General features: G+C 45.7%; 18 protein-coding genes. 2 read left to right on the top strand and 16 right to left on the bottom strand.

Translation table 11 applies throughout. The features are described 5' to 3' along the window. Nucleotides 1-309: 309 nt before the first annotated feature. The 10 genes from WA407_RS12720 to WA407_RS12675 all read right to left on the bottom strand — a co-directional run bounded on the left by WA407_RS12720 (nucleotide 310) and on the right by WA407_RS12675 (nucleotide 11,710). Complete coding sequence (locus tag WA407_RS12720) at nucleotides 310-2,559, bottom strand: methyl-accepting chemotaxis protein (RefSeq protein WP_336077484.1); 2,250 nt, start codon at nucleotides 2,557-2,559, stop codon at nucleotides 310-312. Between the two features lie 224 nt (nucleotides 2,560-2,783). Continuing rightward, nucleotides 2,784-4,115 (bottom strand): peptidase U32 family protein, encoded by a 1,332-nt coding sequence (locus tag WA407_RS12715; RefSeq protein ID WP_039272863.1) that lies wholly within the window; start codon nucleotides 4,113-4,115, stop codon nucleotides 2,784-2,786. Between the two features lie 37 nt (nucleotides 4,116-4,152). Then, the gene (locus WA407_RS12710; RefSeq protein ID WP_254328691.1) at nucleotides 4,153-5,082 is read right to left on the bottom strand and encodes a peptidase U32 family protein; all 930 of its coding nucleotides are present in this window, start codon (nucleotides 5,080-5,082) and stop codon (nucleotides 4,153-4,155) included. 11 nt (nucleotides 5,083-5,093) lie between these two features. After that, a complete protein-coding gene (gene mltG, locus WA407_RS12705) occupies nucleotides 5,094-6,122 on the bottom strand; it encodes an endolytic transglycosylase MltG (RefSeq protein ID WP_061829279.1) in 1,029 nt (342 codons plus the stop codon). A 94-nt stretch (nucleotides 6,123-6,216) separates the two neighbouring features. Next, nucleotides 6,217-6,522 (bottom strand): DUF1292 domain-containing protein, encoded by a 306-nt coding sequence (locus WA407_RS12700; RefSeq protein WP_013311522.1) that lies wholly within the window; start codon nucleotides 6,520-6,522, stop codon nucleotides 6,217-6,219. Further along, complete coding sequence (locus WA407_RS12695) at nucleotides 6,519-6,821, bottom strand: DUF1292 domain-containing protein (protein WP_013311523.1); 303 nt, start codon at nucleotides 6,819-6,821, stop codon at nucleotides 6,519-6,521. The genes WA407_RS12700 and WA407_RS12695 overlap by 4 nt, the downstream gene beginning before the upstream one ends. A gap of 13 nt (nucleotides 6,822-6,834) precedes the next feature. After that, on the bottom strand, nucleotides 6,835-7,251 hold the full coding sequence (ruvX, locus tag WA407_RS12690) for a Holliday junction resolvase RuvX (protein WP_061829280.1): 417 nt from the start codon (nucleotides 7,249-7,251) through the stop codon (nucleotides 6,835-6,837). Between the two features lie 9 nt (nucleotides 7,252-7,260). Further along, entirely contained in the window at nucleotides 7,261-7,521 is a 261-nt protein-coding gene (locus tag WA407_RS12685) for an IreB family regulatory phosphoprotein (protein WP_007431624.1), read from the bottom strand. A 136-nt stretch (nucleotides 7,522-7,657) separates the two neighbouring features. Beyond that, nucleotides 7,658-10,291: an alanine--tRNA ligase gene (alaS, locus tag WA407_RS12680; RefSeq protein WP_069290189.1), complete on the bottom strand. Its 2,634-nt coding sequence runs from the start codon at nucleotides 10,289-10,291 to the stop codon at nucleotides 7,658-7,660. Between the two features lie 351 nt (nucleotides 10,292-10,642). Continuing rightward, nucleotides 10,643-11,710: an AI-2E family transporter gene (locus WA407_RS12675; protein ID WP_235308827.1), complete on the bottom strand. Its 1,068-nt coding sequence runs from the start codon at nucleotides 11,708-11,710 to the stop codon at nucleotides 10,643-10,645. A gap of 211 nt (nucleotides 11,711-11,921) precedes the next feature. On the opposite strand from WA407_RS12675, the gene WA407_RS12670 reads away from it, so the two are divergent. Then, nucleotides 11,922-13,895 carry a methyl-accepting chemotaxis protein gene (locus WA407_RS12670; protein ID WP_235308825.1) on the top strand — a complete coding sequence of 658 codons (1,974 nt, stop codon included), beginning with the start codon at nucleotides 11,922-11,924 and terminating at the stop codon, nucleotides 13,893-13,895. 167 nt (nucleotides 13,896-14,062) lie between these two features. On the opposite strand, the gene WA407_RS12665 is transcribed toward WA407_RS12670, so the two are convergent. The 4 genes from WA407_RS12665 to cymR form a co-directional block, all read right to left on the bottom strand. Beyond that, complete coding sequence (locus tag WA407_RS12665; protein WP_013311529.1) at nucleotides 14,063-14,275, bottom strand: hypothetical protein; 213 nt, start codon at nucleotides 14,273-14,275, stop codon at nucleotides 14,063-14,065. A gap of 10 nt (nucleotides 14,276-14,285) precedes the next feature. Next, complete coding sequence (locus WA407_RS12660) at nucleotides 14,286-14,807, bottom strand: PRC-barrel domain-containing protein (RefSeq protein ID WP_336077483.1); 522 nt, start codon at nucleotides 14,805-14,807, stop codon at nucleotides 14,286-14,288. A 135-nt stretch (nucleotides 14,808-14,942) separates the two neighbouring features. After that, entirely contained in the window at nucleotides 14,943-16,094 is a 1,152-nt protein-coding gene (locus WA407_RS12655; RefSeq protein ID WP_235308823.1) for a cysteine desulfurase family protein, read from the bottom strand. Between the two features lie 11 nt (nucleotides 16,095-16,105). Continuing rightward, the gene (gene cymR / locus WA407_RS12650; RefSeq protein WP_013311532.1) at nucleotides 16,106-16,525 is read right to left on the bottom strand and encodes a cysteine metabolism transcriptional regulator CymR; all 420 of its coding nucleotides are present in this window, start codon (nucleotides 16,523-16,525) and stop codon (nucleotides 16,106-16,108) included. A gap of 304 nt (nucleotides 16,526-16,829) precedes the next feature. Between cymR and mnmA the strand changes: the two genes are divergently transcribed. Beyond that, nucleotides 16,830-17,951, top strand: a complete 1,122-nt coding sequence (gene mnmA / locus WA407_RS12645; protein ID WP_165178721.1) for a tRNA 2-thiouridine(34) synthase MnmA — start codon at nucleotides 16,830-16,832, stop codon at nucleotides 17,949-17,951. Between the two features lie 151 nt (nucleotides 17,952-18,102). Here mnmA and WA407_RS12640 read toward each other — a convergent pair whose 3' ends face one another. Together WA407_RS12640 and WA407_RS12635 are read right to left on the bottom strand one after the other, a co-directional pair. Then, nucleotides 18,103-18,453, bottom strand: a complete 351-nt coding sequence (locus WA407_RS12640) for a hypothetical protein (RefSeq protein ID WP_013311534.1) — start codon at nucleotides 18,451-18,453, stop codon at nucleotides 18,103-18,105. A gap of 14 nt (nucleotides 18,454-18,467) precedes the next feature. Then, nucleotides 18,468-19,673 (bottom strand): WXG100 family type VII secretion target, encoded by a 1,206-nt coding sequence (locus WA407_RS12635; protein ID WP_235308659.1) that lies wholly within the window; start codon nucleotides 19,671-19,673, stop codon nucleotides 18,468-18,470. Nucleotides 19,674-19,901 lie beyond the last annotated feature (228 nt).

The raw sequence follows: 19,901 nt of genomic DNA, 5'->3' as shown, positions 1-19,901 counted from the left end.
CTTCTTTCATCATTTTTCCAGTAGTATGTCCTGTAGTTGAAAAAGAAAACCCACTCAACTTTTAACGTGAATGGGTTTCCGAATTTATTTGTATCTTGTGATGTCTGCTTCTGGACTCCAATCTAAAATCTCGTCTAATGAATAAAAGACCGTAATAAAAATAGTAATGGCCAGCACAACCCAAGCTACCTTTGTGTTTGTATTCATCTTTTGCTTTCCTTCGTGAGGGATTTTTAAGCACATCCACTAATAAAAAGTACAAAACCACGGAGATCAGTGACATTCCTGATTCCCATGGGTTTGTTATATCTACACCGTAAATCGCGAAAGCTGTTCCTTCAAATTCACCGATACTCCTTCCAGCTTATCCGACAAACCTACCAGTTGATTACCGATATTGGCCTGCTCAGTGCTGAGCGAAGCGACTTCCTGCGAAGTAGCCGAGGATTGCTCGGCCACCGCACTTACATTGGTCATTGCCTCGGACAAAGTGGTCTGCGATTCACTCAGATGATGAATGGAGGCGGTAACCGTTCCCAATCGTAGCGCGAACTCTCCCATTTGCTGCTGCACCGATTGGAAAATGTCCGTTGTTTCCTGCACGGCTCCCATCTGTTCCCGGAACAGCGGGTACACCTCAGATAATGCCTGTACCGTTTCATTCATTTCATTGACGATGTTGTTAGTAATGCCTGTAGCCGTACGAATAGCTTGACGTGATTGTTCAGCCAACTGCCGAACTTCATTAGCTACCACCATAAAACCACGCCCCGCCGTCCCCGCTCGTGCCGCTTCAATCGTCGCATTCAGTGATAGAATATTCGTTTGTTTCGCAATATCCTGTAGTACGTCCAGCACCTTAAATACATCCGAAGTTGTCTGCTTCAGTTCATCTACTTTGCCCACCAGAGCATGTGTAGTTTCTTCCGTAACCCGAGTCTTGCCCAATAGATTTTTCAGCTGAATGGTCCCTTTTTCACTGGATTGTTCAACTTCTTGTGCGACCAGACTCATTTCATAATTGGAAGCCATCACCGTGTCCATTTGCTGAGATATATTCCCGGTTAGTCCGCTGCCACGTTCAGCCTCTGTTGCCAAACTGGCGGCGCCATGAGCAATCTCTTCCGTTGCTGCTGCAATTTCTTTGGCTGAAATGGCTGTCTTCTTCGAGGCATCGCCTAATTCTGTCGCTGTATTCAGAACTTCCTGAGCTGAGGCATTCGTCTGTTGTACCAGCAATGTAATCTGCTCCATCATCATATCAAAGCTTTCTGACAACTGCCCAATTTCATCCTGAGCCTTATAGTTCGTTCGGATTTGCAAGTTGCCTTTGGCGCCTTCGACCATTAAATCCTTCAGATGTGTCAATGGACGAGCCACGAGGCGCACGATCCACAGGCCAATGAACAATGCAATGAGTGCAGCCACTGCAGCAAATATCCAGGTTGTGGTTAGAATCCCCTTAGCGTCTCTCACCAGCTCAGATACAGGTACTACACCCACGAGAATCCACTTGGAAGTTCCCAGCGTATTATGAACCGCAAGCACACTTTGCTTTTTGCCGTCTGCTTCCTGCTCCATAATTTGATTTCCTTCGATTCCTTCAAGCTTGGAAACGTAATCCAGCTTTGTCTTCCCTCCTGTCAAGCTCTCATTGTTAGAGCCTACAAACTCACCCTTGTCTGTCACAAGGCTAATCATACTGCCAGAGCCCAAATTAATACCTTTTAACTCGTCCTCCACCGCACTGGACTTTAAATCCATAACCAGAACATAAGTCCCTCCCAACCCGGACATGCTGTTCATGGAGCGTGCCAAACGAAAGGTTTTGCTACCATTGTCATTCACCTGCGTAGGAAGCCAAACCATTCCCTTGTTTTTCAAAATATCCTTAAACCACGCTTCCTGCCGTACATCCTTTTGTGTTCCGGTGCCCATAGCAGCTAAATTGGTTTCTTCCGGGTACAAGTACATTGAATCAATCGCTTTATTCGTAAAAGCAAGATTCGTAAGCTTCTTATTCACTTCGCCCATAGCAACAAAAGATGCAAAGGGATTTTTATCTTGCTTTACAGCCTTTTGCAACTGATCACTTAATTCAGTATCAAAAAATACCTGTGTCGATGTATCTTGAAAGCGCTCTAGAATAATATCAAGCTTTTCTGAAGTTTGCTGAACGGTCTGCTGATAAGCCGTAGCTGCATTTTGCTCAATCGTACTTTTAGCCTTGTAGTATGAGAGCATCCCCAAGCTGACCACAAATAACATAATTGCCGCAAAAAAGATCAGAAACAACTTCATTCCAACCGAACGTATCGGATTATAGTTTTTGACCAAATGCATGAAGTCTTTACTGTACCTTTCCGGCTTAAGTAAACGCTTTAAATTGTGTGTACCTTTACGAGTCGCTTTAGCTACCCAGGGGGCAACCTTCGAAGACACCGCACCCGTTTGTTCCCCTTTTTCCGTGTTCACTTTACTGCCTTTCAAACTCTGCATTTGATCCGTTTTCTTGGGTTGCTTTTTTACTGTATTCCCCTCTTTTTTCCGTAAACCCATTCCTCTCACCTGCCACCATATAATTAGTTTCTAATTCCACGTCATCCATTATGTATCTATTATCTATATAACTTCTATCGGAACTATTCGACAAGGAATGTAGCTTTCCTTTGAGTATCAACTAAATTTTGTGAAACTTTTTTCCTAGAAAACTATTCAAAAAAAAGCCTCTCCAACCGATAGGAGAGGCTTTTGAATCTTTTAACCTGTGACTTAAGGCTTATTTACTTCTTTTTACGCATCATATCAAAATAGGATACGGGTTGATCTACCTTCATTCTAATTCGTTGAAGCGGGTGACGAGCAGCATCCAATTCGTTGCCTTCTTCATCCCAGATCGTTCCGACCGTTTGTTTAAAGAATGTTCCGTTCGGGCCGAAAAATTCAATTTCATGACCGGGTTTAAAATGGTTCCGTTGTTGAATAGTTGCGATGCCACTTGCGGCATCGTAGTCCATAACCAGTCCAGCAAAATCATAAGGGACTGCTTTTTCTTCCGGCTCATAAATATGATCCTCATGATCCGGTGTATCGTAGAAAAATCCTGTATTCAGCGGGCGATTGGCTGCCTTGTTAATTTCTTCAATCCATTCTGGTTTGAGCACATAATTTTCAGGATCAGCCATATAGGAATCAATCGCTTGACGATAGACATTCACGACCGTAGCCACATAGTGGATAGACTTCATACGTCCCTCTACTTTAAAACTGTCTACACCTACATCAATCAGATCAGGGACATTTTCAATCATACACAGATCCTTGGAACCCATAGAAAAAGCATTATCGCTCTCTTCAAACAGTGGAAGCTGGTTAACACCGAGTTGGAACTGTTTCAGTGCATTGCTGTCCTGTGCCTCTTCCTCAGATATCCAAACTTCACCTGGGCGTGCATCCTCAAACAAATCGTATTTCCAGCGGCAAGACTGACAACATCCCCCACGATTGGAATCACGGTCTGTAAAGTGATTGGACAACACGCAGCGGCCGGAAAATGAAGAGCACATCGCACCATGGACAAAAGCTTCGATTTCGATGTCCACATGCTTTTTAATTTCTTCGATTTCCTCCAGACTGGTCTCACGACCCAGTACCACACGCGGTAGTCCTTCGTTTTTCCAAAACTTTACCGCTTGCCAGTTCAGCGTGGACTGCTGTGTGCTCAAATGCACTTCCAATCCAGGAACAGCACGCAATGCCACGGATACAATAGCCGGGTCAGCGACAATAACGGCATGAATTCCTGCCTCGTACAGATTGCGCAAGTATTCCTCGATTCCGGCAATATCTTCATTGTGGGCATAGATATTGGTGGCCACAAGCACCTTAGCACCGTACTTGTTGGCAAATTCTACACCTTCGCGCATTTCTTCAAAACTGAAATTATCGGCGTTAGAACGCAGACCATATTTTTGTCCACCAATATATACAGCATCCGCGCCATAGTGAACGGCAAACTTCAGCTTTTCCAGATTTCCGGCAGGAGCCAACAGCTCCGGCTTATCCAGACGATTCCGTTTACCTATATATTTTCTCGTTTTGGTTATCGTCCCCATGACGTTCCCCCCTCTGTGAATTCAATTCATTTTAAAATTAATAAACCTGCTCTTTATAGAAAAATCCGAAGGAAAGTTCCCGTTCTGGATCTTGAAGACGGCGAACTTCATCCAGCCAGCTTTCATCATAAGCATAAGCATCCGGGTCAGCTGTATAAGTATCTATTGCTTTACGATAAGCACGAACAACCGCCTCATTGTAAGCCGTAGGTTTCAATAAGCCCTCGATCTTAAAGCTATGCACGCCCGCCTCCATTAGAATATGCAGGTCCTCCATGATGCAAAAATCATCTGAACTCATAATATGTGTCCCATTAATATCCTCGTAGATGGGGAACTTTTCTTCCTTCCGCTCTGCTTCAATCAGAAACAAGCCGCGCCCTCTGCCCAAATCGCCTTCTACATTACGTCCCTGGTGCAGCATATAACTTTGAACAAGCTTACGCTTGGAGTGATAAATATTGGTCATACCATGTACCTGAACCTGTGCTTCTATGTTCAACTTTGGTATCATTTCGGTAATTTCATCCATACTGAGCTCACGAGCCAAAATGACCCGAGAAGCCCCTTTTTCACCCCAATAGTTGGCGGTTGCGAAGTTGGTGGAGATCATCTCACCGTTCCAGAACAGCTTAAGATGCGGAGCATACTCCTTTACGGCCATGAGCACTGCGGGATCATTAAACTCAATGGCATCAATGCCGCATCCAGCTAGGGTCTGCACATATTCGGGAAGGAGCGGCAATAGCTCGTTCGTCATCAAATTCGTCATGGATACATATACCTGTGCCGTATGCTTGCGTGCCTCTTCCACCACTTCACGGATTTGGTCAGGGGTAAAATGTCCCGGCAGCCGCATTCCAAAGCGGTCATCTCCAATAAGTAATGCAGTAGCTCCAGCCTCCAGCATATGGCGGGCATCCTCCGGAGAGCTGGCAGTTGCCAGTAGTTCGGGTTTGTAAGCCATAGGCTCACCTCCTAATTTGTCTTACGGTTACTTACCTGAATATTATGCAAATGTTCTTTATACGTTTTGGCAAACAAATGTTCATGTGTCCCATCTTTTTTGGTCACATAAAATAAATAATCTGTAGCTTTTGGCTGTAAAGCCGCTATCACTGAGTTTAGACTGGGACTTGCAATCGGCCCTGGCGGAAGTCCCAGATGCAAATACGTATTATAAGGGCTTTTCACAGCCAAATCCTTGTAATACAGCCGTTCTTTTTGCTTGTCCAGCATATATTGAACCGTAGCATCAATTTCCAGCTTCTTCCCCTGTTTGAGACGGTTATAAATGACGCCAGCTACTACAGACCGCTCATCTTCCACAACCACTTCGCGCTCTACGAGAGAAGCAACTGTCAGCAGTTGATGCAGCGTTTCATCCCTCTGTTTCAGCTTGGCATCCAAATCGGAAACAGTTTCTAACCGCTTTTGTGTCTGTTCTAGCATCACCTGTATAATATCTTTGGCCGTACTGCCCTTTTTCAGCTCATAGGTTTCCGGGAAAAGATAGCCCTCCAGCGCATAGCGAAGCCCCGCCTGCTTTGGAATGTCCCGCACTAGCGCGACGTCAAAAGCGGACGGATCGTTGGCCAGCTGCAAAAATTGCTGCCGATCTGCCAATCCTTCCTTTTGCAGCTTATCAGCCATCTGTCTAATCGTAAAACCTTCTGGGATTGTAAAACGAATCATTTCCTCTTTGACAACATCTCCAGCCGATAACTTAGTAATCAACTGATCAAAGGTTGCGCCAGGCTGCGCTTCATATTTTCCGGCCTGAAATGCGCTTCCTTGCTGTTTGAATTTCACATAAGCCTTAAACACGAACGCATTACGTATAAGTCCCTTCTGCTCCAGCGTATCTGCAATTGCCGATGTTCCTGTTCCCTGCACCACCGTAAAAGCAACGGGTTGTGTTTGGGGCTGAACAGGCTGCATGGCATTCCAAATATAGAGGGTTGCCCCTCCTGCTATAATGATAAGCAGTAGAAACAACGTAAACATCCTCGTCCTTCGCTTCACATCCACTCAACTCCTTCACAGCCAAAAAGGGCGGACTGGTCCGCCCTTTCAGGTTTGATCTCATCGCTATCCAGACTTACAGTTCTTCCGGCAACGTACATTCATCGTACAGTTCGGAAATATCTTCCCACTCATCATCATCTTCAATGGTGGTGATGGAGATTTCGCCGTCTGTGGATGAGCTTACATGGTATAGTTCATGTTCGCCAACAGCAGCCCCAGGTCTACGCAATACAGCGTACCGTTGTTCACCTACCTTGAACTCTGCTTCCAATTCCATGCGAATTGCATGGCCCTGTTCATCCTGTAACTCTACATCGCCGTCGAACGTTTCCTTCAAATCAGAGGTCCAACTCAGGTCTTCACGTGAATAGCTCGTCATTTCCCGTCTTCCTCTTCCTCTTCTTCTACAAATGTATTAAAGGTCTCTTCGACGATTTCCCATTCGGCATCGTCTTGGATCACAAACAATTTAATATCATCGCCTTCTTCCTCGTAACGGAAGGCGTACACATCGGACTCATCAGCTTCAGGGTCCACTGGCGCAACCATCATGTACTTCGCTTCGGAACCATCTACCTCAAACTTCATAATGACCTCGAACTCTTCCTCGTTGCCCTCGTCATCGGCAATATAAATAATTTCCGGCTCTTCTTCCATACCCACTTGATTTTCAGCCATTACGAAATCCCCCTCACCTTGTACTGTGTGCGTCCAAATAGTTTTGCAAGATCAGGCTTGCGGCCAGTTTATCTACCACCTGCTTGCGTTTTTTTCGGCTGACGTCGGCCTCCAGAAGCGCACGCTCCGCCGAACGCGTCGTCAGCCGTTCATCCCAAAGGTGAACGGGTAAACCCAGTAACTCCTTGAGTCGGTTCGCAAACTCGATGCAAATCTCACCGCGTGGACCCACGGTTCCGTTCATGTTTTTCGGCAAGCCTACAACAACCTCGCCGACCTCATTGTCACGAACCAAATTTGCAATTTTACCGAACTCGCTGTCGTCACCGCGTCGTTCTATGACTTCCAATCCTTGGGCGGTCCAGCCGAAGGCATCACTTACGGCGACCCCAATTCGGCGATCCCCGTAATCCAATCCCATTACTTTCATGCCTGTCTCCTAACGGTGCTTGGCGAGATAGAAACGAACCAACTCTTCAATCAACTCATCGCGCTCTTTTTTACGTACCAGGCTTCTGGCATTATTATGCCGTGGCACATAAGCCGGATCACCGGATAGCAAATAGCCGACGATTTGATTGATCGGATTGTATTCTTTTTCCACCAGCGCATCATATACGGTCAACAAAATCTCCTGAGCAGAAGCTTCCTTCTCATCTGCCTTGACATTAAATTTGACCGTTTTGTCCATGGAATCCATTGTTGACACCTCGCTTCCACAAAACATGTGTACATGTTTATGCCAGCTTATTCTTTTACATCATACCATAAGCAAAGCCCTACAAGGAAATATCTAAGCCCGTTTTTTCCCAAAAATCCGCAAAAATTATCGAACTTTATCCTTGTGAGGCTGCCGACACCAGTTCATGCGCACGTTGAAGTGCTTCGTCCAGCTTGCTGGCATCCTTACCACCGGCTTGCGCCATGTCAGGTCTTCCGCCACCACCGCCACCGCATACGGCAGCAATTTCTTTCACGAGCTTGCCTGCATGAAGTCCAGCCTTGGTATGCTCTGCCGGAACTGCTACGACAAAATTAACTTTGTCGTCCATTGCAGCGCCGAGCACCAGCACAGCAGCCGGAAGTTTCCCTTTCAGTTCATCAGCAATCGCACGCAACGCATCCATGCTGGAAGCCTGCACGCGTGCAGCCAACAGCTGCACCCCGCCTGCTTGCACGACCTGATCGGTCAGCTGGCCTGCCTCAATAACGCTCAGCTTGCTTTGCAGCGATTCATTTTCACGACTGAGGTCTTTAATTTGTTGCTGCAAAGATTCGATACGCTTAGGTACCTCAGACAGCTTGGATTTTACAAGCCCAGCCGACACCTTCAACAGCTCTAATTGACCTTCCATATATTCAAAGCCAAAACGTCCGGTCACCGCTTCAATACGACGTACACCTGATCCAATGCCGCTCTCGCTGACAAGCTTGAACAAGCCAATTTGCGAAGTATTGCTGACATGACAGCCACCGCATAGTTCAATGCTGTAATCGCCTACCTTAACGACCCGTACGATATCTCCATACTTTTCACCGAACAGCGCCATTGCTCCGAGAGCCTTGGCTTCATCAATCGGTTTCAGTTCAATATTAACGTCCAGTTGGCTCCAGATGGCACGGTTTACACGCAGTTCAATATCCGCCAGCTCTTCTGGTGTAATGCTTCCAAAATGGGAGAAGTCAAAACGCAGACGCCCAGGCTCTACCAAAGACCCCGCCTGATTGACATGGTCACCCAGCACTTCTTTAAGCGCTTTGTGAAGCAAATGTGTAGCCGTATGGTTTTTCTCAATTTCTCCACGTGAAGCTTGATCTACTTCTGCTTTCACCGTATCGCCAACGTTCAGCTCACCGGCTTCTACAACAACCTGATGCACATGCTGACCTTGAGGCGCCTTAAACAGCCCTTCGACCTTCGCGGTTACCGTACCTCCACGCAGCAAGCCTTGGTCACTTACTTGTCCTCCGCTTTCGGCATAGAAAGGAGTCACATCCAGCACGACCTGACAAGACTGCCCTTCACTAACACTGTCCACCAGTGCATCTTCATATACAATCGCCACAATTTTAGACTCAGTTATGAGGTCATTATATCCAACAAATTCACTTTTAACCGCCAGATCGGACAAAGCTCCGCCCTGAATCTTCATGCTGGCGCTATCCTGATGAGCATCACGGGCACGTTTGCGTTGCTCCTGCATCGCTTCATCAAAACCTTCACGGTCTACTTTCAAGCCTTGCTCGTCCGCATAATCCTCTGTGAGATCGAACGGGAACCCGTACGTATCATACAGTTTGAAGGCATCTGCTCCGCTAATGACATTGCGACCTTCGGCCTTCGCCTGAGCACTGATATCGGACAAAATGGCCAATCCATCTGTCAGTGTTTCATGGAAGCGTTCCTCTTCCGTTTTGATCACTTTGATGATGAAATCACGTTTGTCCACTACCTCAGGGTAATACACACCCATGACATCCCCAACGGTTTCCACCAGCTCAAACATAAATGGACGGTTCATGCCGAGCATTTTTCCATAGCGCACAGCTCGACGCAGCAAACGGCGGATCACGTAACCCCGTCCTTCATTAGAAGGCAGCACACCGTCACCAATTGCAAAAGCTACGGTGCGGACATGGTCAGCAATAACCTTAAGAGCCACGTCACTGTCCACATTTTCGTTATATTTGACTCCTGCCATCGCCGCTGTTTTTTGGATGAGTGGCTGGAAGATATCCGTATCAAAGTTGGAATCTACATTTTGCAAAATGGATGCAAAACGCTCTAATCCAGCCCCTGTATCAATATTTTTGTTTGGAAGCGGCGTATAGCTGCCGTCTTTGTTATGGTTGAATTGTGAGAATACGAGGTTCCACACTTCCAGATAACGCTCATTTTCTCCCCCTGGATACATTTCAGGGTCCGTCATGTCGCTGCCGTAGGCTTCGCCACGATCATAAAAGATTTCCGTACAAGGTCCACAAGGGCCTTCGCCGATATCCCAGAAGTTATCTTCCAGTTTGATGATACGTTCGGCTGGAAGTCCAACTTTTTCGTTCCACAGCTTGTACGCTTCCTCATCCTCAGGATACACAGTTACAGCCAGACGTTCCGGATCAAAACCAATCCATTTCGGGTCCGTCAGAAACTCCCATGCCCATGTAATGACTTCTTCCTTAAAATAGTCACCAATGGAAAAGTTGCCGAGCATTTCGAAAAAAGTATGATGACGGCGCGTTTTACCGACATTCTCAATGTCGTTCGTCCGGATACATTTTTGCGAGTTAGCAATACGTGGATTCTCCGGCTTCACACGTCCGTCAAAATAAGGCTTAAGCGGCGCCATACCCGCATTAATCCACAGCAGGGAAGGATCTTTATGTGGAACAAGCGGTGCGCTTGGTTCAATCACATGTCCCTTGCTTTCAAAAAACTCCAGCCATTTGGAGCGGATTTCACTAGCTTTCATATAAGTAGCCTCCTAATTATGGTGTCACTGGTTCCTGGCACTGGCCATAAAAAAACAGAAAAACGCCCCTGAACGGATCAGGGACGATTGTATCGCGGTACCACCCTGGTAAACGCCGTCCCCTCTGTACGAAATGCCCATGCGCAAGCTGCACACCAACATTTGCTTAACGGACGATCGATCGCCTTGTTTTCACTGGTAACGGGAGCATCCCGGCGGGTTCAGCCCGCACTTCGAAATGAGCTTTCCCTACTGGATAAACACATTTAAACATACTCAATTCAGTATATCCGTGTCATTTAGCCGTGTCAACGCGATTTCAGACAAGATACATACGGTATATGGACAAAATCAGATTGTTTTCCGCTTCACATAATAAGCAAAAAAATGCTGAAGTCCTACCTTTAAAACCGCCATCACGGGAACCGCTAAAATCAAGCCGGTAATTCCCGCAATTTCCCCACCCACTAGCAGAGCGAAAATAATGGCTATCGGATGCAGATGCAACGTTCGTCCCACCACCTGGGGAGAGATGACATTGCTCTCCAACACTTGAATACAGGTGTTAACGACCACGACCAAAAGCACCATTTTAAAGGAGACCGTAGAAGCCATGACTACTGCCGGAGCGGCTCCCAAAAAGGGGCCCAAATACGGAACGATGTTAAAAACCGCAACCACTCCTGCCAACAACAGCGCATAAGGCATGCCAATGAGCATATAGCCGAGATAAGCCATCACTCCAATAATGACGCATACCAGTAATTGTCCCCTGACATAGTTGCCAAGCGCCTGATCAATTTCCTTAAGTACCGTTACAATCGCCTTACGACGAGAACGCGGGAGGTAAGACACAATCGTCCGCTCGAACACATCAAAATCCTTCAAAATATAGAAAATGAGGAACGGTACAATGAACACATTGAACAGCATGTTGATCATCCCGCCGATGTTATCCATAAAGGTAGAAATCCCTGTTGCCATCCGATTCTCTAGTTGGAAAAACCATTGATTCATACCCGTTCGCACCCCTTGGGGCAAAATACCGCTATCCATAGTCGTCATTAATCCCTGTGCATGCATGGTCAGCTCAGGCAGATGCTCATTCAGCTCATCCAGTTGTTCAATGAACATCGGAATCAGGTTCATCAGAATCACAACGAGACTGGCTAAAAACACAGCATAGATGAGCAGCACAGCTACGCTTCGAGGCACCTTGCGACCGCCCAGCATACTAACAACGGGATTAAGTACATAGGAGATGATCATCGCTACCGCAAACGGAGCAATGATTGTTTTCAGAAATTCATACAAATGCAAAAACAAAGGTCGCAGCAGCCAGATAAAATATAGAATGACAAGTCCCAGCAGCGTCCATATTCCGTACCGGAACAGTCTACTTTTCATTAATTGCTCCATTTCGTGCCCCCTTACCGGACTAGCCTCCTTTAAGTATATGCCTGTACCTCCACTTTAATCCTTCCCGCAAGTCTGGATTGCCCTATAGATTACTATTGTAAAAAAATGATGAAAACGGATGAAAACAATTAACAAAGTCATACCATCTGACGATATAAGTACAAAGCACTACTTTAAGCTTTCACATTTCTGAAACATCGGGGGGCGTTACATGAACTTAAAAATCAAGCTTATTCTCCTTTTTACTTGTATTGTTATCGTTGCAGCTGGGCCATTGTCGATCATTAGCATGACAAGCGTTAAAAATCAGGCCAACCATGATATCCAAGAGCTTATGAACAGCAAAGCCTCCGAAACCGTCAATCAGCTCGACGGATGGATAGGTGGCAACGCCAAAATTATTGAAACATTGGCTGCAGGTCTGGAATCCAGCGATATTTCATCAGATGCCAAAGCCGTATCTCTGAAAGCAGCTTTTCAAAACTATAAAGATAAAAATATTTCCAATATTTACGCAGGCTTTGAAGATGGGTCCTACTGGGATGGATCTGGCTGGTTTGAAGCAGGTTATGATCCTCGCGCTCGACCGTGGTACAAGGATGCCAAAACCAAGGGAGAAATGTATTACTCGTCCCCATACATTGATGCAGGCAGCAAGGACTTCACCATTTCCATTGCTAAGCCTCTCAAGGATTCCAACGATTCTATCACCGGGGTAGTCAGCGAAGACATTATGCTCAACGATATGACAAAAATAATTCAAAGCATAAACCTGAACGGATTGGGCTACGCATTTCTGATTGACCAAAATGGAGCCGTGATCGCGCACCCAGACAACAAGCTGGCTGGCAAAAACCTCAAAGATACCCCCGAGTTGGGTTCATCAACCGCGGACCTGCTGAGCGCAGCTTCGGGAAGAACAGACTATAGCTACAATGGAAGTGACCGTCAGCTTTATTTTAAAAAGATGCCTAGCACAGGCTGGATTGTAGGGTTGTCTATTTCCAAAGAAATTGCTTTTCAGGAGTATTACTCCACTCGTAATACGTTGATTATTACGGTTGCTATCATCTTGGTCGTCGCTATGCTGCTGGCAATCTGGGCGGCAAACAACTTTATTAAGCCGATTCGCAGACTCCAAGCGAATGTCAAACGTATAGCTGATGGTGATATGACCGCTCGCGTAGATGTTAAGGGTAAAGATGAAATTGCCAGCCTGGGAACAGATTTTAATATCATGTCTGATAATCTCTCTCACCTGTTGCGCAAGGTATCAGATACGGCGGGCGATGTCAGCTCAGCTTCCCATGATATGCATCAACACGCCAGAGATACTGGAACCATCGCGTCACAAATCTCCAGTGCGGTTCAGGAGCTTGCCCAAGGAGCGAGCGATCAAGCTGAGGCTGTATATTCCGGCTCTGAGAAGCTGACTCACATAACAGGCTCCATCGACCAGATTGGCGAAAGTGTCAAACGGACCCAAACTGCCGTGTTCGAAACAGATTCTGCCGTGCTCGCAGGGTATGAAACAGCAGAACGTCAAGCGAAACTGGCCGTTGAGTCCAGACAAACGACGACTGCGGCAGGAGAAGCCGTAGATTCGCTCGCGCTGAAAACTCAGGATATTGAGCGGCTAGCCGGGGCCATCCATGATATCGCCGCACAAACAAACCTGCTGGCCCTCAATGCATCTATCGAAGCAGCACGGGCCGGGGAACACGGACGAGGTTTTGCTGTCGTCGCGGGAGAAGTGAGAAAGCTGGCTGAACAAGCGGGCAGTTCCAGTGACGGTATCATGAGGAAGCTGGAAGAAATTAAAATTGCAGGAGTACAAAGCGCAGAGGAAATGAAGAAAGCACTTGCTGTAACTGTAGAACAGGAGCATGCTGCCATTGCAACGAGACAGGCGTTTGAATCCATTCGTGGGGCTTCTCAGCATATGCTTGCCCAAATTGAGGACGTTACCGCCGCTGCAGATCATCTCCGTGTGAATGCTGGACATATTTCTGATGTCATTTCCAGCGTTGTCGCTGTTTCTGAACAAAGTGCAGCATCTACAGAGGAAGTGGCTTCTTCTGTACAAGAACAAGGTCATGCCATGAACAATATTGCCGACCTTTCTGCCAAACTCGATTCTCACGCTGATCTTCTATTGGAAGAGGTCAAACGCTTTAAATTGTAAAACTAACCATCTTCATAAATATGGTATACAAAAGAGGGTACCCCGAACGGCCATATGACTGTTCGGGGCACCCTCTTCGTTGTTTTTTATCAAGCGTTATCCAACCTACTAAGCCGTATGTAGATCACACCTCTTAGTAAGCAGCCTGTCCACTTTCGGTGTCAAGCTTAGGAAGAAGCATGAATTTGCGGCAAGTCCTGTTGTGCCATCTCATCTCCAAAGAATAGGTCGTCCAGCGAACTGAGCGTTCCATCCTCTTCCACTTGGTAGACAGACATTTTTTCACCATTCACCTGAAGTTCGATAAAGCATCCCCAGCAATAAAATTGATGGGAGCCGATTTTGCCGATATCTTTGGAATTACAATTCGGACATCTCAATAAACTCACCCTATCCATTAACAGAATATATGGCTTTTTCCAGACGCTGCTCGCTTAACGGGGGAACCATAACGGCATTTTCCCCGATGGACATATCTTCGGTGCAGGGCAGCCATTTCCGCCCTTCTATAATATCCGATACAAAACCATCGCTGATTTCCAAGCCTATTATGTTATTGCCCATTTCCTGGTCAAAATAAACATCCGAGATGTGCCCGAGCATAAGCCCTTCCTCTGTTAGCACGGATAGATCCTTCAGTTTACCGGGTCCAAGCAAGTACGTATGTTGTATATCATGGGCCTCCGTTTTACGGACAGCCTGCTGATTGCGAATCATGATCGCATCCTCACCGTAAGCAACGATATCATCCCAAGCAACCATTTTCACGTGAGAAGAAAAAAAACCTTTTCCTTCCAACTCGATCCCTGTGATTCGCCAATCAGCTGTCACCATAAAGTCATGTATTTTGCCAATCTGCTTCCCGTCCTCCACATCGAAAACGGCAAGTCCGATCATATCTTGAAGCTTCATATATAGGGTACCTCCTCATTCTGCAATCCGAACGAAGGTGCGGTCATTTTCCTACATGCCTGTCAGACCTTGCTTCCGTTCATGCAATGAAATGGAAAACCGCCCCTCCCTTCTTATTAAAATGCGGAGAAATCCCTAGTACCTAGTACGCAGCCGCTTCCATATGGTTTCAATTTTCTTGGCCGTGTATTCCATTTCTTCCGTAGTATTACCCAAACCGAAGCTAAACCGAATCGCTGAATGTAAAACATCTTCAGGAAGATCCATCGCCTGCAATACATGCGATAGCTCTAGAGATCCGGAAGTGCAGGCTGATCCGCTTGCTGCTGCGATTCCTTCCATGTCAAGGTTCATCAGCATGGTCTCTGTACCAATGGCCGGAAAGCTAACATTGAGGACATTAGGTAAAGAATGGTCAGGGTCACCGTTAATTACAAAATTTTGGCTACCGAGAGTGTCTTCCAACCCTTTAAGCAATGTCTGACGAAGAACCGTATCGTGCGCCCCACGCTCCTCAATGGAAGCATTAACAAGAGTTGCGGCTTTAGCCAGACCCGCAATACCAGCGATGTTTTCTGTTCCGGCACGGCGTTTCTTCTCCTGAAGTCCCCCATGCATTAGCGGTTGAATGCGTGTACCCTGACGGATATATAATGCACCCACCCCTTGTGGTCCGTTAATCTTATGACCCGACACACTCAGTAAGTCAATCGGGAGATTCCGACAGTCGATGGATATATGACCGAAAGCCTGAACCGCGTCTACATGGAATACAATGCCATGTTCTCTCGCAATCTGCCCTACTTCTGAGATCGGCTGAATAACGCCCACCTCATTGTTGGCATACATCATGCTGATCAAAAAAGTGTCCGGTCGAATGGCAGCCTCGATATCCGCAGGGTTCACGCGTCCAAAACCGTTGACCGGGACATAAGTCACCTCATACCCCGCTTTTTCCAGCTCATCACAAGCATGAAGCACTGCGTGATGTTCAACTGCGGTTGTAATCATATGCCCGGAAGTACGGCCGTCTGCCGTAGCCGTCCCAAACAGGGCCAGATTATCGCTTTCTGTCCCTCCGCTTGTAAATATAATTTCTTCAGGCTTGCAGCCCAAAGAGGCCGCAACGGCATCCCGAGCAGCGCTGACGGTGCGCTTGGCATCGCGACCAAAGGCATGAACGCTCGAAGCGTTGCCAAATTGGCCGGTCATGATGTCCATCATAGTCTGCGCAACCTCAGGATGCATAGGAGTCGATGCGGCATGATCCAGATAAATTCTGTTCATGTTAATCCACCTCAAATATAGAACATGTAATTGTCCAATTCATCATGTTCTTGGTATGTGATCAAGTCCTTAAGTGTAGTTGAATCCAACACTTCAGCGATGCTGTCACGAATTCGCAGCCACAGCTGACGTTTTGCAGGATCGTCTTCTTCCGTGAAATCGACCGGAGAAATCGGACCTTCCAGTACACGAATGATGTCTCCCGCTGTTACTCCTGCCGGTTCATTCGCCAAAATATAACCGCCGTAAGCACCACGGATACTTTTTACCAAACCTGCATTACGCAAAGGCGCGATGAGCTGTTCCAGATAATGCTCTGACAGCTGATTTTTTTCGGCAATACTTTTCAAAGAAGTTGGACCTTCGCCAAACCTGGCTGCAAGTTCCATCATAATGGTCAGGCCGTAACGGCCCTTCGTTGATATTTTCAATTGTGCCACCTCACTTATAGTAACAATTCCGTTAAACACGCGGAATAACTGGTGTTGTAAACCTCTCTATTCCGATCCTAACCCTCAGCTTATGTTAACATATTAGGGCAGGTAAAGGGAAACATTACGGTAACAATCTTAAAAAAAGTTGCTTTCGGGCGATTTGGAACAGCTTTAGCCCATTTTATATAGCTTTCTTCCATCGTTCGCCGTGTCGTTGGATCGTCCAAACATCGTATCTTATTATCGTTTATGTTACAATAGGTGGGTTCTACAACAATATTGAAAGAATTGGGTGATGACCATGGCTAAAGCCAATCATGAAACCCGTGTCGTCGTCGGGATGTCCGGTGGCGTCGACTCATCCGTTACCGCGCTGCTGCTGAAGGAGCAGGGCTATGACGTAATCGGCATCTTCATGAAAAACTGGGATGACACGGATGAATTTGGCCGTTGTACGGCTGAGGAGGATGCGGAGGATGTGCGCCGCGTCTGTGAACAGATCGACATTCCTTACTATACCGTCAATTTTGAGAAAGAATACTTCGATAAAGTATTCTCCTATTTTCTTGATGAATATAAAGCTGGACGCACACCCAACCCGGATGTCATGTGTAACCGTGAAATTAAGTTCGGCGAGTTTCTAAATAAAGCGCTGGATTTGGGAGCAGATTATGTTGCTACTGGACATTATGCACGGGTTGTGGAAGAAGACGGCCACTTTACTTTGTTGCGAGGTGTGGATAGCAACAAGGATCAGACTTATTTCCTAAATGCATTAAGCCAAACACAGTTATCCCGAGCGATGTTTCCCATCGGTCATCTGCCGAAACCAGAAGTACGTAAAATTGCGGAAGCTGCGGGACTGTATACGGCCAAGAAGAAAGACAGCACAGGCGTATGCTTTATCGGCGAGCGTAATTTCAAGGAGTTTCTGAGTGGATATCTGCCTGCAAAAGGTGGAGACATGGTGGATATCGCTACTGGTGAAGTCAAAGGACGCCACGATGGTCTGATGTACTATACACTGGGTCAACGACAAGGCTTGGGCATTGGCGGCTCAGGTTCAGGTGAACCGTGGTTTGTAGCGGATAAGGATCTGGAGAAGAATATTCTATATGTGGTACAAGGTGATCGTCACCACAGCCTGTATTCTACCAGCCTGATTGCAACAGATGTGAACTGGATTGAAGGCGCAGATACTCGTCCGTCCGGCGAATTCCGTTGCACAGCCAAGTTCCGTTATCGCCAACCTGATCAGCAAGTAACTTTACAATGGCTTGCCGATGGAACCGTGCATGTCATATTTGATGTACATCAAAAGGCCATTACGCCTGGACAAGCTGTTGTATTTTATGATGGGGAACGCTGTCTGGGTGGAGGAACCATTGATAAGGTTGAAAAACTTCAGCCTGAAACAGTTTAAATGAATGACCATTTTTCATTGATATAGTAGGGAATTAAAAAAGTCGTCTCTCCAGATTTGGGAGGGCGACTTTTTTAATGAAAGATGTTTTTAGTTAATGGATTGAAAAGAGTTCATGATCTGCTCTTTAAATGGACTTCTAGCATAAATATTAACTTATTCCCTCTGTAATTCTTTCAACTATTCCTTTATCAAAATCGTCGAGTTCAGACATTAACAGCTCGTACTGTTTTATAGATTCAGAAGTGTTCAATACTCGAAGCACAGCAATACTATAGTGTCCAAGCGTATCAATACCAAAAAGCTTATTTACCTTAGGGTCTCTGAACTGGCTAATATGTTTCAATTTTTCGATTATTTTCTCATTGCATAGTTTCTTTTTAGCGATCTGACTCATTGCATTCAACTGTACCTGATTATGCTGGATATCCAAACATTCCACCAATTGATCGTCACCTATTTTTCCCTCTCGTATTTCTTTTGATAAAGTAAGTAGCTTCATTTTATTATCTCCCATCAATCTAGTTTAACTGGCCCATAATTCTCTAAGAGATACTGCCGTTCATCCCTGTAATTGTTCCAAAGGTGTTCTGCAAGTGCCTTATTTCCAATCCTCTCTGCTTCTTTTATCTCCACCATATAGGCTCTAAGTTCCATGATAATCCTATTTTTGAATTCATATGTTACATCCAAACTAGGAAATCCTTTAGCTTTATCATCAAGAAAATGTTGGTACTCATGCCGCAGTGCACTAATTGAAGCATCCTCATATATATTCAATTGCCCAGGCTTTCCTGATCCTTTGGGTGCATACGCCATAATGTCTCTATCTAGAATCCTAACTTCGACTCCGGCTCCTTGCGTATTCTTAATAATAGTATTCCACTCTTCTGGATGAGAAAGTCGTCCGGGACCATATATATCCCTAAATGGATCAGCATCATTCTTACCTAACATCGTATCAGATAATCGATTTGAAGCTCCTTCAACTTCAATAGTAGCCCCAGATCTCACCTCATATTTTATTGACGAGCCCAATCCAATCTTAGGTTTAATTACTGAACTGACTCCCCCAAATATTCCCGCTGTACCGATCATGTTAGCCCAATGTTCCTTTGACCATGCATTTGTAGGAAACATTGCTTCTCTGATTGTTCCATGTACACCAAAAGTCCAGAAGTTAAAAAAATCATTCCCTGAATCAAACTGCTTGGATGCACGCTCTGCATATCCTTGATACAAACCTTTCGGAATTCCAAACGTCCAATAGTCTAAAAATCCACCTACCGAGTCATAGCGTTTTTCGTACCTGTCCTCCGCAGCAGCCATAAAATCCTCACCAAGCTCTACCAAACTATCTGCCGATTTTTCTAAAGCATTTCTAGTATCTGGAGCAGGGATAGCACATGAATTAGGTGGAGGTGGTAAGCAGCTTGCATCAATATTACCTGCTTCTAGCAAATCAGCTAATCTGAATTTGTCCGCATGATGACGCAGTTCTTTTGCAATAGAATCTGTTAGTGTAACAAAGTCATTCATATTCTTCTGAGATGTTTGGAATCTATAATAGAACTGCTCTTTGGTCACCCCATCCCAGAATCGTTCCATAGATGAAATTTGTTGCATTAAATTGTAATTCATTCGGGCCACTTTTTGCTGTGCAAGTTCAAATTGCTTGGAGATAGCCATAAGTTGCTCAGGTGTTACTTTAATAGTTGTCATATTATACCTCTGTTGAGAGTTCGTCATGACATAATAACACTCTTCAAATTTATGGAGAACCATCTTAATTCCTAATTGTTATAAGAAAGATTAACCTTATTGCCTATGCCTAAAGACTTAAAACTTGACTTTTTAATTATTGAACCTGAAGAAAATTTCGTGACCAGAGGCGTCACCAGTAGAAAAATCGCTAATAAAGACCGTACATAAGTAACTTTTGATAACATC

Source organism: Paenibacillus sp. 203 (assembly GCF_037027525.1).
GTDB classification, from domain to species: Bacteria; Bacillota; Bacilli; order Paenibacillales; family Paenibacillaceae; genus Paenibacillus; species Paenibacillus polymyxa_B.
This window is presented reverse-complemented; position numbering and strand designations above follow the sequence as displayed.